The organism is Bartonella sp. W8151 (assembly GCF_016100385.1).
Lineage (GTDB): Bacteria > Pseudomonadota > Alphaproteobacteria > Rhizobiales > Rhizobiaceae > Bartonella > Bartonella apis.
In genome coordinates this window covers 218,854-236,018 of record NZ_JACFSO010000002.1, presented here as the reverse complement: position 1 = coordinate 236,018, position 17,165 = coordinate 218,854, and the positions used below count along the sequence as shown (strand labels likewise).

Annotated in this window: 13 protein-coding genes; 4 read left to right on the top strand and 9 right to left on the bottom strand. The window is 47.2% G+C overall.

Annotated elements, in window-relative coordinates; all coding sequences use genetic code 11:
* Positions 1-9: 9 nt before the first annotated feature.
* The 4 genes from H3V14_RS03975 to cas9 all read right to left on the bottom strand — a co-directional run bounded on the left by H3V14_RS03975 (position 10) and on the right by cas9 (position 4,312).
* Positions 10-300 carry a hypothetical protein gene (locus tag H3V14_RS03975; protein WP_198227170.1) on the bottom strand — a complete coding sequence of 97 codons (291 nt, stop codon included), beginning with the start codon at positions 298-300 and terminating at the stop codon, positions 10-12.
* Positions 266-373 carry a CRISPR-associated endonuclease Cas1 gene (locus H3V14_RS10830; RefSeq protein WP_246784994.1) on the bottom strand — a complete coding sequence of 36 codons (108 nt, stop codon included), beginning with the start codon at positions 371-373 and terminating at the stop codon, positions 266-268. Before H3V14_RS10830 ends, H3V14_RS03975 begins: the two co-directional genes overlap by 35 nt.
* Before the next feature lie 134 nt (positions 374-507).
* Entirely contained in the window at positions 508-693 is a 186-nt protein-coding gene (locus tag H3V14_RS10825) for a hypothetical protein (RefSeq protein WP_246784992.1), read from the bottom strand.
* A 340-nt stretch (positions 694-1,033) separates the two neighbouring features.
* On the bottom strand, positions 1,034-4,312 hold the full coding sequence (gene cas9 / locus H3V14_RS03965; protein ID WP_210326542.1) for a type II CRISPR RNA-guided endonuclease Cas9: 3,279 nt from the start codon (positions 4,310-4,312) through the stop codon (positions 1,034-1,036).
* A 481-nt stretch (positions 4,313-4,793) separates the two neighbouring features.
* Between cas9 and H3V14_RS03960 the strand changes: the two genes are divergently transcribed.
* Positions 4,794-6,284, top strand: a complete 1,491-nt coding sequence (locus H3V14_RS03960; RefSeq protein ID WP_198226800.1) for a histidine-type phosphatase — start codon at positions 4,794-4,796, stop codon at positions 6,282-6,284.
* Positions 6,285-6,579: 295 nt separating this feature from the next.
* On the opposite strand, the gene H3V14_RS03955 is transcribed toward H3V14_RS03960, so the two are convergent.
* The 4 genes from H3V14_RS03955 to ptsP form a co-directional block, all read right to left on the bottom strand.
* On the bottom strand, positions 6,580-7,461 hold the full coding sequence (locus H3V14_RS03955) for an HAD family hydrolase (RefSeq protein WP_198226798.1): 882 nt from the start codon (positions 7,459-7,461) through the stop codon (positions 6,580-6,582).
* Between the two features lie 564 nt (positions 7,462-8,025).
* The gene (locus tag H3V14_RS03950) at positions 8,026-9,786 is read right to left on the bottom strand and encodes a PTS fructose transporter subunit IIC (protein WP_198226796.1); all 1,761 of its coding nucleotides are present in this window, start codon (positions 9,784-9,786) and stop codon (positions 8,026-8,028) included.
* A gap of 27 nt (positions 9,787-9,813) precedes the next feature.
* Positions 9,814-10,746, bottom strand: a complete 933-nt coding sequence (pfkB, locus tag H3V14_RS03945) for a 1-phosphofructokinase (RefSeq protein ID WP_198226794.1) — start codon at positions 10,744-10,746, stop codon at positions 9,814-9,816.
* Positions 10,743-13,244, bottom strand: a complete 2,502-nt coding sequence (ptsP, locus tag H3V14_RS03940; RefSeq protein WP_198226792.1) for a phosphoenolpyruvate--protein phosphotransferase — start codon at positions 13,242-13,244, stop codon at positions 10,743-10,745. The genes pfkB and ptsP overlap by 4 nt, the downstream gene beginning before the upstream one ends.
* 167 nt (positions 13,245-13,411) lie before the next feature.
* On the opposite strand from ptsP, the gene H3V14_RS03935 reads away from it, so the two are divergent.
* Complete coding sequence (locus tag H3V14_RS03935; protein ID WP_198226790.1) at positions 13,412-14,428, top strand: LacI family DNA-binding transcriptional regulator; 1,017 nt, start codon at positions 13,412-13,414, stop codon at positions 14,426-14,428.
* A gap of 330 nt (positions 14,429-14,758) precedes the next feature.
* On the opposite strand, the gene H3V14_RS03930 is transcribed toward H3V14_RS03935, so the two are convergent.
* On the bottom strand, positions 14,759-15,625 hold the full coding sequence (locus H3V14_RS03930; protein WP_198226788.1) for an NAD(P)-dependent oxidoreductase: 867 nt from the start codon (positions 15,623-15,625) through the stop codon (positions 14,759-14,761).
* Positions 15,626-15,675: 50 nt separating this feature from the next.
* Between H3V14_RS03930 and H3V14_RS03925 the strand changes: the two genes are divergently transcribed.
* Together H3V14_RS03925 and H3V14_RS03920 are read left to right on the top strand one after the other, a co-directional pair.
* Positions 15,676-15,813: a hypothetical protein gene (locus tag H3V14_RS03925; RefSeq protein ID WP_198226786.1), complete on the top strand. Its 138-nt coding sequence runs from the start codon at positions 15,676-15,678 to the stop codon at positions 15,811-15,813.
* Positions 15,814-16,068: 255 nt separating this feature from the next.
* Positions 16,069-17,118, top strand: a complete 1,050-nt coding sequence (locus H3V14_RS03920) for an NAD(P)-dependent alcohol dehydrogenase (protein WP_198223945.1) — start codon at positions 16,069-16,071, stop codon at positions 17,116-17,118.
* The last annotated feature ends 47 nt before the right edge of the window (positions 17,119-17,165 follow it).

Genomic DNA, 17,165 nt, shown 5'->3' with positions numbered 1-17,165 from the left:
GTTGCACGCTCAAGATAGGCTGTCATAATTGTCATTTTCTCCCCATGCGTCATCAATTTGGACCGGATCGTTTTGCAAAGAAAAAATTGAACGTTCATCGGGTAAAGCCAACTTGACCTTTCCCGTTTCAAAACTTTCCGCAACCGAATGTACAAAGTATTGAACTTGCTGGCTGACAGGCGACGTTCCCACATGACTTTTCAAATCAAGTGTTGAAAGTGAAGCAAGATAAGTTTTTACCTCGGCATCAACTTTTGTTTTTCCTTTAAGTAAGCAGGCGGAAGACCAGGCGATCAACAAAAGGACGATAAGGTTCCATCAAATCATCAGCAAGCGCGAAGGCGTTGGCACGATGTGAATGAAAAACGCCCAATGTTGGATGACAGCACAAATAGCGCGTGAAACAAGTGCACGTAGAACGATGTAACCATAATTTAAAAGGCTGTTGGTGCCTTCATGTGCTATGTCACGCTTGAAGGCGGTTCCGAATAATGATTTCCAATATTTTCAGGCGGCCTGTGCTTCCTTATTTTCCGGGTCACCGCTACGCACCTGACGGGCAATGGAGACAAAAGCCGTCCCCTCTTTGCCACAAGCTTTGAGCACTGCGCCTTGTAGCCTGATTTTACAACGAACGATTTCTGCCCAAATCTGTTTTTGTATCGGCTTTGGTGCCGAAGCCTGCGCTTTCATCCGCACAGCTTGAACAGAATGGCCTTCTACTGGCCAAACGATAGCAACCGGACGGTGGTTATTAAACGATTGGAATAGAGCGTTCGGACAATTCGATAAAGACGTGATTTGTCCAACTTAAACCATAAGAATGAGTAATTAAGGCTCCAATATCATCAAGCGCAACCCGCCCCACTTCCGCTTCTCGACTGGAAATGGTTAAAAAACCTCTTTTTATGGCAAGGTGCTTTTTATGGCAAGGTGTAAGCCATCAGCAGGTATGTCAACTATTCTTTCCATGAAAAGAGCATGCCGCAAAACGGCATGTTCTCAACAGTTTTTTATAAACAGGGTTCATTTCCTATGATCTTGCCTGTTTGGACTCTCTGTCCTGCGCACCGGGGTCGAAAACGCGCCCCATTTCATCCACACGAATTTGCCGGAATTGCATTTTTTTCAACCCCGTTGCTGTTTTAACAGTCAATTTAAAGGGGTCGTTTTTGTTGGAATCCCTCGCCGATACATCCGCTTCATTATGGGGAGCAAAAAATATCTGACCGTTTTGACCGAATTTGACAATGCGGGCAATCACATGCCCTTTTTCTGGATCATTATAAGCGACCATATCATTTTGTTGCAGGCTCAACACTTTGCGCGCTGTGGGGTTATTTTTATGGAATTGCGAACTCCATTTTGGTTGGTGCGCATCAAACATTGAAACGACTTCGCTATTCCATTTGCCATCCAAAGTTTCCCAAACATCATAGCGATAGTTTGAATTTCCCATATAGCCTTTATAAGCTTTGCCATTTTTGTCTTTTATTTCAATGACATTACGAGGCAGGAGAACCCTGACATGGCGAATACCTTTATAACGCTTATGGTCACGTGCAAAACGGAGCAAAGCTTCCTGATATTCCTTTTTGTCCAAACCTTGCGTTGCACTATAAAGCTCGGCTTGTAAATTCGGGTCACGAATTGTTGGAATATCTTTACTTTCGAGCGACAAGAAATTCTCTCTCGTGACAACAACTTTATTGCCCTTTTCATCCGTTCCACCGGTTAGGCCGTAGGCTGTTTCATTGTGCAACTGTCCGGCGGTTTTACCCTTGCCTTGAGCGTAACCGGCACGGCTTATTGTGCCATGGTCCTGCTTATGGCTGATGATGATTTTATCGACAACGTCTTTCGCGTCGTTTCTGAAATTCTCCCACGGCAAAATTTCGGAAACTGCCTTTTTGACAAAATTCTCGAAATCTTCGCCCTCGAACCTTCCGGCAGCCGTTGCAATCCGTTTCAAAAGCGAGCGCGTTGTGACGCCGATCACCATGGCATCAATGGCATGATGGCGATGATCTTTACGGTTTTTAGGATGATTTGCGTTTTCATCACCTTCAGCTGCAAGCAGAGAATTTAACCCCCAATTGCGACGAAGCAATTCTGTTAACTTGCCGGGAATTGCCCATACATGTTGAACTTTTTTGAACTCGCCATCCTCGTTCACCTCTTCCCCCGGATAAAGGCTATCAAAATATTCGCGGGCAAGCTTTGCCAGATATTGGGTATCGGTCAATTGACGGGCAAGAAAGTCCCGATTTTCTTCGGCTTTTTTCATTGCACCGCGTGTAAAACGCCATTGCTTGTTTTTTGGCAATATTTTTGCCCGTTCGATAAGTTCGTCATAACGGCCTTGCCATTCTGAAACTTCATCCGGTGCGCGATTGCGTTTCACTCTGTTTTCTTCGCGCAGACAAAGAATTTTATTGGCGTTACTATCATCAAGCGTGCGTGAAAAAGGCAATATATGATCAATTTCCACTTCGCCAGAAAACAGCATCGGTTCGGTTATAGGTATTCCTGAATAGATGGACTTTCTATCGTTCGGGTCATCCCCCAGTTCTTCCCAGAGTTTCAGCAATTGACGGTTATAACCATTGTCTCTTTTGCCGATTTCCCCAAGTTGTTCGGAACGTCTTTTGGCCGCATCAGTGTTATCTTTATTGGTTTTATTATGTTTGCGTTTTTGCTCTTGCGACCATGGCAAATCGCGCGCAAGTTCAACCACAATTTGCCACGGCTTGCCATAAGCCTTGATGAGCCTGTTGGTGAGGCGACGAACCTGATTGAGCCCGATATGAACTGTGGGATTGGTGAGCCTACCCTTATAAATGTCATAAATATCATTCTTGTCGCCGGTTCCCGGAACAATATGGCGTTCCAGAACCTCCTGATAGCGTGGCAACTCGTCCAATCCCTTCCAATTGCGATTTGCCAATGAATGATCGAAACCGCTACGATGGGCGGCTTCGGCTTCGCTAATCACATCCTTCTTCAATTGTTCCAGAATTTTCGATGTTGCTGTAATGCCAAAACGCCCATAACCGTCAGGCAGATTGGCATTGATGATTTCAGCCCGCTGTTCATCCGACAGTTTCGGGAATTTGCCCTTCAACCATTCTTCGAGTTTATCGGGATTTTCTTCATTATTCAGTTGGTCAATAATTTCGCGCTGTTGCACTGTTGAAAATTTGCCCCAATCGGCCCCGAAAAGTTCCGGTTTTGAAAAGACCGAATAGACTTCGTCGCCGGTTAACTGCTTGCGATTTTCGGTTTCTTTATTAAAGCGCCCGCCTGCCGGAATTTTCAACGCTTTGCGAAGTGCCGCAAATGTTTTTGTTTTGGCCGGACGCATCAATGTGATGAGCGTATCGCGCTCTTCCATGGTCAATTTGCGTTGCGACAGATCGGGAAGGATAATCGCCAATTCATTGATTTCTTTATAGAGGCGGAATTGTTGAAAAAGCGGGTCGTCTTTGGCAAGCCTTGTTTCGCCTTCAACCAAGGTACAAAAACCCACTTTCTGTTCTTTAAGCGGGCGCTGGAAGAACATGACATGGAACAATTCTTCTTCCCGCTCTTTTGTTAAAACATCGGGATAATATTCTGCCTGCGATTGCCAGATTTTGCGGAACTCGTCTTCTAGCATGGAACGTTCGGGATAAAAGGCATAAGCCTTATCCGTTAACGCTTCGGAATTGGCCCGAAGGCGCACGACATGCCCCTCTTCACGCCGTTTGGCAAGATAAGCGCCCAAAGTCGGTGCGTGGCTTTGGTGCATCAAGCCTGACAATTCTTCAATACCGACAGCAATTTTGCCTTTTTCATTGCTTTTACGATCGGCTTTACGGTTGGATTTGAAGCCGCGCCTTTGCCCGATATGGAAAAGCGCGCGCGCCACATAGGCCAAAGGTAATTTTTCTTCAAGTGCCCGTGCTCTTAACGAATAGGGGTCGGTCTTTTTATCTCTAGAACCGGAGGGTTTGTCATTTGTTTCAAGAAGTATTTTATCACGCTCGGCTTTATCTTCAGGCAAAAGGCCATAGCCTATCAATTTATCCAATGTTCTTTTCCTGCGACGGAGATAGCGGTCGCGCATGCGGGAAGCCGAACGAACGGTACGCCGCCTTACCGCTAACGGGTCACCACTTTGCGGATCCCGACCATCGCTAAAAATACGTGCGCCGGCATTGAGAATTTTTACCGCTTCCTGCTTGTTATTTAATTGAAAAACCGCCCAGCCGATAGAATTCGTGCCAATATCGAAAGAAAAACGAACATTGGAATAATTTTCTGCAGTCATAACCGCTCCCCTCACGCAAAATTCTTGAAAAATTTAAACAAGAGGAAAAAATAAGCAAGAATAAAAAACTATTGACAACTGGTTATTTTCATATAATTTAATGTTCACAGATTAGAAAATGCGGTCTGGCTGTTAACAAGCTAGATATGCACCAAATAAGACAGCTCCTGCGGGAGCTGTTTTTTATTGTACTTTCATTTATTTTCTTGGATTTTTTCTCGCACGGACTGCGTGCTTATTGATGTATTATTCGTTTAGAAGACTTGTCATCATTCCGGCCATTTTGTGCATGGTGGAAAAAAAGAATGCTATCTTTTGAAGGCGGAATAGCTTTTGCCCAAAAATAGCGGCGGGAAATATTCGGCTTGTTTTTGCGTTTTTCCTGTCAAAAAAGCGCGTAATGACTATTTGTGAAATTGACGACATTCTTTCGAGTGGAACGACGATTTTTTTAAAGCCGGAGCTTGAAGGCGATTAGCACATGAAAAAATCAACCGACATGCCTATTGCGACAATCCGTTTCTTGTGGGTTCAAATATGCCGCTTGATGGCGGTTTTCATTGTCGTTCTATTGTTGAGTTTGTCTATATTGAAGCCGGAGGCGATAGCCGGTGAGGATTTTTCCGATTACACATTGGACAAGGTGGTGGTTTTGATGCGCCATGGTGTACGCCCGCAAAACGACACCGCAAAACTCGATCAAGCAACCGGCAAGAATTGGCCGCGATGGAGTGTCCCCGACGGCAATCTGAGCGGCCATGGCTATGCGGGAATTGTTGACCAATCCCGCTATATGTTTGAAAACTGGAAAAGCGAAGGCCTTGCACTCTCCTCCCCTTGTCCGAAGAAAAATGAAGTCTTCATCTGGGCAAGCCCTATCGAGCGGACTGTTGCAACAGCGCAAGCTTTAACCGACGGTATGTTTCCCGGATGCGATATAACGCCAAGCCATTTGCCGCTTCAAAAAAAAGACCCGCTTTTTCAATCTGTGGAAATGGGGCTGGCGCACCCCGACCCGAAAAAGGTTGACAATGAAGTGATGGAAGCCATGGGCGGCTCGCCCGAAAAAGCGGCACAAAAATATGCCGGTGATGTGGCGCTATTGCGCCAAACCGTGTGTGGCAAAGCCCCGAAAGATTGCCAATTTCTGGACGAAAAATGGGGCTTCAAAAAAACAAAATCCGGAAAATACAAATTGACCGGCCCTGTTTCTTCTGCCAGTGCAATTTCGGAAACAATCCGCTTGCAATATAGTGAGGGATTGCCCCTTCAGGATGTGGCATTCGGGCACGTAAAAAATGCGGACGATGTGTTGAAACTTATGAGCCTTCATGCAGCAAAATATGATCTTCTCGACAATACAATGGAAATTGCAAGAACCGGCGGCAATATTTTAATGCATGAAATAACCGATAGCCTTACTGCTGATAGAACGTCGGGCACCGAACCGAACTATCCGGAACTGGGAGCGTCCCTTGTTATATTTGTTGGCCATGACACCAATATTTCACAAATCAAAACCATATTGGATTTTCATTGGAAACTTGCTTCCTATCCGGCAGACGATATTCCCCCCGGTGGTATGCTGATATTCAAGCGTTATAAAAATAACAAAACCGGCCGCTTGGCCGTGCAATTGTCATTTGCTGCGCGAACACTTGACGAATGGCGGTTTTTAACGCCACTTTCAGAGAAAAACCCGATTGCCCGCGAAATTTATACCAATCCGGAATGCAGTTTATCCGGAAAAGATGAAACCGGCAGAATGGACGAGAAAGGGGATAAAACGCCGGAAAAAGCAAAGGGTGTTAAAGCACCGGAAAAACAGGAGAGCGCCAAAACACCGCAAAAAAACGAAAGCGCGAAAAATGGTGCTTCTGATCTTGGGACGCTTTGTGATCTTGAAACTTTTATAAGCCTCTATCGTGATAAACTTGACGATATTCCCGATAATCTTCCGCTATTCAAATGAGGTTTTATCGGTTTGAAGATGGTTTTACAATTTTTTTAAAGAGGCGTTGCACGTTTGGCAAAAAGAAGCGGATTTTGCTCACGGTCATTTTGGTTTCGCATTTTCAAGATTAAATCAATCAAAACAATCGCAAAACAATTGACAGTGTTTGAAAGACTTTTGCAGCGCAATTTTCAAGTGGCTTTTCCGGAAAGATTTTGCCCCCCAATCAAAAAGATTGGATTGTTCTGACTAACATTTCCCGCTTTCAAAATTGGCGGGGTTGGCAGAATTGCGGGCTCTTGAAAAGAGGTAACTATTGATCGCTCTTTTTTGCGCGGGTTTTTCGCGGCTGTTTTTTATGATAGAGCAGATTTTTAAGGGCAGAGCGTGCGGCAACAACATCAATATTGGCTTTGATCACCTCTTCAAGTTTGCTGCCTTCGGAATAATTTGCCGGTAAAACACATTGGACACGGCCATCATCAATATATTTCGAAGCCGTTTCGTGTGCGCCATTTTTATTGGCTTTATAAACCGCAATAGAAAGCCCGCCCTGATCTTTGACAAGACGAAAACAGGGAACATCTGTTGTCCCGTCGCCAATATAGACCATATTTTCAAAGGGGACCGGACGGTCTGCCTTGTTCACATATTGATTGACCTTGACATCGTCGCTCAGATCGAACACCCCTTTATTGATGCGGAAAAGATATTGTGTTTTGGTTGTGTAATTGACGGCGAGTGCCGGTGAAAAAGCAACACCATTTGCGTTGAACAAAAATTTGGAGGCATAAATGTCAGCAAACTCTTTTGCAATCGGCGTTCCGACAATAATTTCATAATTACCGGCCGAGAGCAGGTAATGTTTGACCTCTACCCCTTTTGATTTTCCGTAAACGTTGATGCGCTGAAACCAACTTTCCACGCCTTTGAACAATTTGACCGTTTGGCCCAGTTTCTTGAAATCTTCCCGCCGCACGGAAATGTCGGCGGCATCGGCTTTGCGGAGCATCCGGCTCATATAGATGAGCACATTGTCGGCCTGATTTTCCTTTGCCAATTGATTGACCTCTTTCCAGAAATCCTTTGGTTTCATACCGATATTGGGCAAAAACTGCGCTTCTTGCATGTTACCGTCGGCCAATGTGCCATCAAAGTCATAGGCGATTGCCATTTCCGGTTTGCTATTTGTCATCAACTTTGCCTTTCAGATTGCCTTACTGGCTTGCGTTTCGAGAAGCTGTTTCAAAAGCCTGCCACGGTGTGCGCCAATTAATAAAATCTCTCACCGGGAAAAAAACAAATAAAGGCGATGTTTTCATTGTATTTCTTTATTCAACAACGTTTCCACAACTTAAGGTTTTAAAAGGAATATTTTTAGTACAGGTCGTAAACTTTCGCCTCCGGTTTTTAAAGGCAAAATGAATTGGGGGGAGCGCGTATTTTTGGCTTACCAAATGAAAGTTTTGAAACATTTTTCTGATAAGCTGTTCTACTTGATTATCGCCGAAATGCCAGATTTCATTGTGGCCAATTGAAAGCAAGTTTGAAGGGAGCAAGGGCAATGAGCGTCGCACCGTCAAGGCGTTTTTTCCAACAAAGCTGTTCCGGTTTTGTGACCTCAACCTCCAAGCAAAATTTTGCAAAGCTCGTTTTAGTCAATCACTTTTCGCATGAAACCGCTTTCTGCATGAAAACATTTTCCGCATGAAACCACTTTCCGCCATAAAACCCTATGGCGGAAAGGAATGTGTGCCGTTCAGGCCTTTTTTTCTACCGCAACAAGCGGTTGTTTCAAAAGCCCGAGCACAATGGTGGTGACAATGGTACCAATAATAAGGGCTGCAAAATAACCGATATAATTGATAACAACACCCGGAATAAAGGCAAGGAATATGCCGCCATGGGGAGCGCGGAGGCCCGTGCCGAGCCCCATAGCAATGGAACCGGCAACAGCAGACCCCACAACAAGCGCGGGAATGACCCGGAACGGATCGCGTGCGGCAAAAGGAATGGACCCTTCGCTGATGAAAGCAAGCCCCAGAATGAAGGTTGATACTTTCGAGGAGCGTTCGTCGGTTGTAAAGCGGTTGGGGAAAAGCCATGCGGCAAGTGCCAAGGCCATAGGCGGTGTCATACCGGCAATCATAGTTGCAGCAATCGGCCCATAAACGCCAGATGAAATGAGTGCAACCGAAGTTGCATAGGCGGCCTTGTTGACCGGCCCGCCCATATCAACCGCCATCATGCCGCCGATAATGGCACCAAGGAGATAGGCATTGGTGCCTTGCAAGCCTTTGAGCCATTCGGTGAGGAAATTAAGAAGTGCTGCAACCGGCGTTCCGATGGCAAACATCATCAACAGGCCGGTTATCAATGTGGCAATGAGTGGCAAGACCAGAACCGGCATCAAGCCTTGCAAGCTTTTCGGCAATTTTATCCATTTGATGGCAAGGCGAACCGAGTAACCGGCAATGAAACCGGCAAAAATGCCACCAATGAAACCGGCACCGATATTTTGCGACAATAACCCGCCGATCATCCCCGGCGCAATGCCCGGCCGGTCGGCGATCGAATAGGCAATAAAGCCCGCAAGTGCGGGCACCATCAGCGCAAAACCGCCTTTGGAACCGATGACAAAAAGTGCATTGGCAAATGTGCCTTCTTGACTGGTGACACCAACGCCGCCAATGGCAAAGGACAACGCAATCAAAAGCCCGCCCGCAACAACAAAGGGAAGCATGAAGGAGACACCGGTCATCAAATGCTTGTAGACACCGCCAGCCGTTTCGCTCATTTCAGCACTTTCCCCGTCCTGAACCGCTTTCTGCTTTTGCACTTCAGCGCTTTCAATGGCTTTCTTTATCAAAGCTTCGCCATTATTGATGGCCGGTTTTGTCGGGCAGGAATAAACGCGCTTTCCTGCAAAACGGGTGCGGTCAACTTCGCGGTCGGCGGCAATAATAACAAGATCGGCTGCGGCTATTTCGGCTGACGTCAAAGGTGTGCCGGCACCAACCGACCCTTGCGTTTCAACCCTGATTTCATAGCCTAAAGCTTTGGCCGCTTCTGTCAGCCCCTCGGCCGCCATGAATGTGTGGGCAATACCTGTCGGGCAGGATGTCACGCCGACAATTTTAAGACTGCGATTGGCATCATTGACATCCTGATGAAGTTGATCAGAAGCTACCGTTTTTTCTGTCCCGTTTTTTGCCGGAATATTTTCGCCATCTCCCGAAAAAATAATGGCAGAAGGGTTTTTGAGAAGCTCTTCAAATGTGACCCTTTGCAATTGCCCTTTGAAGCTTTTCACATGATCGCTTTGCCAATCATGATTGTTGCTGACAAGCAGCAAACTGTCGGCACCGGCATCTTTGGGAATGCGAGGCAAGGTTCCGGTCTCGACGATTTCAAGGCTTAAAAGTACGCCCCTTTCGCTTGCGGCTTTTTGAAGAACTTCGCGAGCAAGCAAACTATGCACACCGCCGCCCGCACCATCTATCAAGGCTATCAAAGTCATGTTCTTCTCCTCGTTCAAATGCGGCGATCAACCGACCCGCCGACATTCTACCTTTTGAGCCAAATTTTCGATTATCGTCTTTTCCGGCAAAGCCGGTCCGAATTTTTGAAGTTTGCCAACCGCAAAGGCTGTGCCAAGGCGTGCAATATCTTCAAGTTTTGCATTGTCGGAAATGCTTTTTGCAATGCCTGCAACCATGGCATCGCCCGCCCCGACTGTGCTTTTGACGCCCGAAAGCAAATATTGCGCGTGGATTGCCCCTTCACGCGAAACAAAAAGCCCGCCTTTTTCGCCCATAGAGACGGCAACAAGTGCCATTCCACGGTCAATCAAAGAACGGGCAATGTTTAAAACCTCTCCTTCATTTTCAAGCTGTTGACCTGAAAAGGCCGAAAGCTCGTCAATATTGGGTTTGATAGCAAGGGGAAGTTTTTCCGCTTTCAACAATTCCTGAAGCGCTTTTCCGCTGCAATCGACAATGATTTTTGCGCCTTTTCCTGCCCTTTCAACCTCGTTTCTATAAAAACGCGGATCCATTTTCGGGGGAAGACTGCCGCTCATGACAATAAGCGCGCCTTCGGCAAGAAAATCATCGACAATATTTTGCAATTTTGCGATTTCTTCCACCGTCGGGCTGACCCCTTGCAAATTGATGTCGGTGGTTTCGCCCTCGTCAACGATTTTGATATTGGTGCGCGTTTCCCCCTCATAGCGAATAAAGCGGTCTTCAATATGATGGCTTTGAAAAAGCTCTTCAAAAAGCCGGCTATTGGCATTTCCGAGAAAACCGGTGACCGCCGTTTTGACAGAAAAATCGGCAAGGCAGGCTGCCACATTAATCCCCTTGCCGCCAGCATTGAAACGCGCCTCTTCGGCACGGTGGACATGCCCGCGTTCAAGTTTTTTCAAATGGATTGTTTCATCAATTGCCGGATTGACGGTGAGTGTTGCAATTTTCATGACTTGGCCTCGTCAAGAGCGCGAACCTCTTCGGCGGTTTCACATTGCAAAGCCTTGTTGGCAAGCTTGCGCATATCGGCAAGGCTTTTTGCCCTGAGCCTTGCCTTGACGGTTGCAATATCGCGCGGGGTCATCGACAATTCGTTGACACCAAGGCCGGAAAGCAACATCGCGCCAAACGGGTCACCGGCAATGCCGCCGCAAACCCCCACCCATTTGCCTGCTTTTTCTGCCCCTGCAACCGTTCTTTCCACCATGCGTAAAACCGCCGGATCGAGGCTGTCAGCCTCGGCCGCAAGATCGGGATTTTGCCGGTCAACCGCCATGGTATATTGGGTGAGATCATTGGTGCCGATTGAAAAGAAATCGACATGGGGGGCAAAAATATCGGCCATAATGGCAGCCGCCGGTACTTCGATCATAATGCCGATTTTTAAAACCGGCGCGGCAAGATCTTTGCGGATTTCTTCGGCAAGCGTTTTCAACTCTCTAATTTCGTTCACCGACATAATCATCGGAAACATAATCCACGGATCCCCGCCTTCTTTGGCGGCGCGATAAATTGCGCGCAATTGCGGCACCAGCAGGTCTTTTCTGCGTAATAGGAGCCGCGCGCCTCTCACCCCCAAAAACGGATTATCTTCTTTCGGTAAATCAAGATGGGCAACCTGTTTATCACCACCAATGTCAAGTGCCCTGATAATGAGCGATTTGCCATTTAATGCCGAAAGCATATCGCGATAGACCTTATATTGCGTCTCCTCGTCGGGCGTTTCTGTGCTTTCCAGAAACAAAAATTCCGTGCGCATCAGCCCCACACCTTCACCCCCTTCATCCAATGCAAAGGCAACCTGATCGGGGCGGTTGATATTGGCGGCAATGTCGATTACATGGCCGTCGGTGGTTTTTGCGGGCTTGGCGCGTTCGGCAACTTCTTTTTCACGCTCTTCTGCCAATTTGACGATTTGCTTTTGTGCAGCCTCGACATCTTCCTTTGTGGGCGAAAGATATAAAATGCCGTTATAGCCGTCGACAATCGCGCTTTCGCCATTCTTTGCTTCAAAAACCTTGTTTCCCGCTGCAACCAGCGCAGGAATTCCCAAAGTGCGCGCAAGAATGGCGGTGTGGGAGGTTGGCCCGCCCGATGCGGTGATGAGACCATGGACTTTTTCAGGATCCAGATTGGCCGTGTCGGAGGGTGTTAAATCTTCCGCAACGATAATTGCCCCGTTACCGATATTCTCGAACGAACCTTTGGCATAAAGCGGGTCGATTTCGGCAAGGACACGCCCGCCGACATCGCGCAAATCCACCGCGCGGGCGGCAAGCAAAGGATTATCCATATGTTGAAGGGCATTGGCCGCCTCTTCCACCGCCTTGTTCCAGCTCCATGCCACGCCATGGCCTTCCGCCATCAAATGGCAGGCAGAAGAGATAAGATTGTCATCATCAAGAAGGGTGGCCTGTGCCTTGAAAATGGCAGCATCCGACGCGCCGATACGACGGGTTACATCATCAACAATCGCTTTCATCTTGTCTTTGGTGCGCCCCAAAGCGTTTTCAAGCCGTGCGGCATCTTCAGAAAGTTTCTCCGGCTTATCTTCGACTTCACCCGCCCTGTTTTCCAGAATGAAAATTGTACCAATTGAAAGACCGGGGCTTGCCGAGAGGCCGTCAATTCCCGCTTTTCCTGAAGGTGGCCGGAAGCCATAAATTTTCTTCGGTTTTACGTCCGCTTTTTCGGCTGCTTCCCGCTCGCTCAAGGTGATTTTTCTTGCCATTAAAACCGCATCGCCCAGAAGCTGTTCACCATTTTCCGCATCGGTTGAAAAAACGAGCGTGTCACCATTTTTCCCGCCCAGTTGCAAGAGGCCGGCAAGGCTTGTCATATCGGCCTGACTTTTTCCATTGCGGACGAGAATTTTTTGCCCGCTTTTTTTGGCAAATTCCACCCAGATCGACGCCGGACGCGCATGAAGACCCGACGGATAATCAAGCACCCATTCCTTGCTAATACCAAGATCGGCGGCCTCACTTTCTGGTGCTTCGTCATTTTCGACAAGGGCTGCCATAATGGCCGATTTGTCGCCCGTCGTTTCAAGTTTTTGCAAAGCATCGGAATGACTAAGAAGGCGGGTCAATCTTTTTAAAATTTCAATATGGCCGTCGGAATTGGCGGCGATAGCAAAAATCAGTTTTGCCTTTTCGCCATTTTGCCAATCCACCCCGTTTGGAACCTGAATAACCGAAATCGCATCACGGTTGACAAGGTTGCGGTCTTCCACCATGCCATGGGGAATGACAACGCCCGAACCAAGCCACGTATTGGCAACCTTTTCACGCGCCAACATGCTTTTTCCATAAGCCGGTTCAATTGCGCCTTCATCAACAAGAAGTTGAGCGGCGGCAAGAATGGCCGACTCCTTGTCGGGAAAATCCGCATTCAACAAAATTGCATTTTCGGAAAGAATTGCTGTCTTTTCAGATGCTGCTGCCACGGGTTTCCTCCCTTGGGCTTTTCAAAATGAATTGAAAACGTTTTCTTGAAAAATATCAAGCAACTGTTTAATTCTATCATATAATTTTACAGCAAATTCTGGAAACGTTTTCAAGGAAAAAACGCCTATTTATCGTGTTCAGGCACCAAGAAAGAAAGAAAAATCGAATGGCTGCCACAATTAAGGATGTTGCAAAACTTGCCGGTGTTTCGGTTGCCACCGTTTCGCGTGCTGTTTCCGGTAAAGTTGTGAGCCATGAATTGAAAAGCAAAGTGGAAAAGGCAATCCTTGCCACCGGTTACCGGCCGAACCTTGCCGCCCGCCGTTTGCGCGGGCATAGCAATGATATGATAGGCCTTATCATTGCCGACATCAGAAACCCGTTTTTTACCCGCTTTGCCCGTGCGATTGACGACATAGCAAAAACGAAAAACCAGCATGTGATCTTATGCAATACGGATGAAAATTTCGAGCAGGAAAAGGCCTATCTCGACTTGATGGAGGAAGAAAATGTTGCCGGTATCATTCTTTCTCCCACGCTTTTAACAAGCCGCAAACACATAACAAGCCGCAAAACGAGGCCGGCAAAACTCCAACGCCCGCTTGTTCTTGTTGATCGCACGCCCGATGAAATGATTTATGATTCCGTGCTTATCGATAATCATGCTGCCGCCAAAAAACTTGTGCACCACCTTTATGAAAATGGCAGAAAACACATTCTTTGCCTTTACGGAGCTGATAGCCGCACCGGTTTTGAAAGGCAAAAAGGCTTTGATGAAGCAATCAGGGCGCTTCACCTTTCAGGTGAAAGTGTAGCCATAAAACACGTAAAAGATAATTTGGCGAAATCTTTAAAAAATGCGCTTGCAAAAAATCCCGATAGCGATGCGCTCATTGTCACCAACGGGGTTCTCGCTTTAAAAGCAGCGGCATTTTTAAAAAAAGCCGGTCTTGTTGTGCCCGATCAACTGGCTTTTGCCGCCTTTGATGACGAACCGTGGATGGAACTCGTCTTTAACGGCATTACAACCATTGCCCAGCCGGTTGGCGACATTGCCCGCGAAGCCTATCATTGTTTGATGGAAAGGCTTGAAAACCCGCTAAAACCGGTGCGGCAAACCGTTTTGAAAAGCAAATTGATTGTTCGCGGTTCAACTTTGAAAGCCCGCACGCCCACTCAATGAAATAAGGCACGGGGAAATAAGGCACGGGTTTTCTTGTTTTGGCACATTTGGAGCTTCCGGAATTTGGTTCACGCCCCTGATGCTTCACGTCGACCCACGCTTTCAATGAAATACGCGTGAGTGTTGAACCGGCCGATTTTGCTGCGCGGGTTCAAACGGCGAATAAAGCCGCTGCTTGCAAGAATGCTTCAGGCAAAGCAGGCGGCTTGTTATTTGACCGGCAATGAAAGCGCAGCGCAACCACCCGAATGCCACGAAAACACCTTTAACAGATGATGACTGCTACAGGATTATTGCGGGAGCCGCTTGATGAGGCTTGATGTATCAAGATTATTGCGGGAGCCGTTTGATAAGGCTTGACGTATCAAGCCGGCCGCCATTTTCTGCCTGAATATCGGCATAAAACTGGTCGATCAGAGCAGTGACGGGCAAAACCGCGCCAATACCCCGCGCTTCATCAAGGCAGATGCCGAGATCTTTTCTCATCCAGTCGACAGCAAAGCCGAAATCGAATTTGCCTTCAACCATAGTGGTGCCGCGGTTCGACATTTGCCATGAACCGGCCGCCCCCTTGGAAATGACATCAAGAACCTCGTTCATATCAAGGCCGGCTTTTTTACCGAAAGCAAGCCCTTCGGCAAGCCCCTGAACAGCACCGGCAAGGCAAATCTGATTGACCATTTTGCACAATTGCCCGCTACCGCTTTTTCCCAGCCGCTTTACCGAAATGCCATAGGCTTTCATGACATCGGCGGTTTTTTCAAATATGTCGTTCTTGCCACCGCACATAATGGTGAGTTTGCCGTTCTCTGCACCGGCCTGACCACCCGAAACCGGCGCGTCGATAAAACCGATGCCGCATTTTCCGGCTTCCCCTTCAAGCTCGCGGGCAACCTTTGCCGAATCTGTCGTATGGTCGACAAAAACGCTCCCCTTTGCCATTGTCTTGAATGCGCCATCCTTGCCGGTTGTGACTTCTCTTATATCATTGTCATTGCCGACACAGGCAAAAACAATATCCTGACCCTTTGCCGCTTCTGCCGGTGTATCGGCTTTTTTGCCGTGAAACTCCTCTACCCATTTTTCCGCCTTTTTTGCCGTGCGGTTATAAACCGTCACATCATGGCCGGCTTTTTTCAAATGCCCTGCCATAGGATAACCCATCACACCCAAACCGATAAAAGCCACTTTTGCCATTTTGCCACTTTCTGTTTTGCCGCACGATTATTTTCTACTTGTCGGCTTTTATGAAAAAAATTCATAAGCCCAATGATCTTGATAGAGCTTATCAAAATCGTCTTGAAGAATATAGTTGTTATCAACCGGAAAAAGAATTGAGCCCGAAACAACCCGAAATAGAATTGTTGATTGCTATTTCCGGTTGAAACACTTGGATTTTGACCGGAAATTTTATTTGAAAAAATTGCGTTTTTAAAACCGGTAAAAAAGAGAATAACTGCTTGTAGAAGGTTAAGAAAATGCAAGCGGACGAGTGCAATTGCGAATGAAATATTGCCCTTTTAAAAAGCCGGAGAAGTAAAAACGGTATTCAAAACCGGAAAATAAAAAAGTAAAAAAACAAAAAAGCAAAATGAAGAAAAACCGATAGTAAAACAACTATTCAAAAGGAAATTCCCTATATGTTTACATGTGATGCATTTGCCGTTGACGGCCCTGATAAGACATTCCATCCTTTCACATTCGAGCGGCGTGACCCGCTTGACCATGATGTAGATATTGAAATTCTCTATTGCGGCGTTTGCCACTCCGACCTTCACACCGCGCGCAGTGACTGGGCGGGCACACTTTATCCTTGTGTGCCAGGTCATGAAATTGTCGGTAAGGTGCGCCGCGTGGGCAAAAAAGTAACCCGTTTCAAAGAAGGCGACACGGTGGGCGTGGGCTGCATGGTCAATTCCTGCGGGACGTGCGATTGCTGCCGTGCGGGACTTGAACAATATTGCGAAAAAGGCAACACCCTTACCTATAACAGCCCCGACCCTGAAACCGGAAAAGACCGTTATACTTTCGGCGGCTATTCCAAACGCATTGTGGTAAATGACAATTTTGTTTTGTCGGTACCGGAAAATCTTGATCTTGCAGGAGCAGCACCGCTCCTTTGCGCAGGCATTACCACCTATTCGCCATTGCGCCACTGGAAAGCGGGAAAAGGCATGAAAGTGGGTGTTGCGGGTCTTGGCGGTTTGGGGCATATGGCGGTGAAACTTGCCCACGCTATGGGGGCTGACGTGACGATGCTCACCACCTCGCCTTCCAAAGAAGCCGATGCGCGTCGTCTTGGTGCCCATCATGTGGTTTTGACACGCGACAGCGAAAACCTAGCAAAAGCGGCAAAAACGCTTGATTTGATTATCGACACCATTGCGGCCAAGCACAATATCGACGCTTATCTTGACCTTCTTAAAGTCAATGGCACATTGGTGCAGGTCGGTGCACCGGCCGAACCTTTGCCGGTTGGCGTTTTTAACCTCATTATGGCACGTCGTTCGTTTGCCGGTTCGTGCATTGGCGGCATTGCCGAAACACAGGAAATGCTGGATTTTTGTGGCAAACATAACATTACCGCCGATATCGAGCTCATCAAAGCTCAGGAAATCGACAAGGCTTATGAACGCATGCTCAAAAGCGATGTGAAATACCGCTTTGTCATCGACATGGCCTCATTCTGAAAAACGCTTGTGTTCTAAAAATTTTATTCCGGAAAACGGTTTTAAGT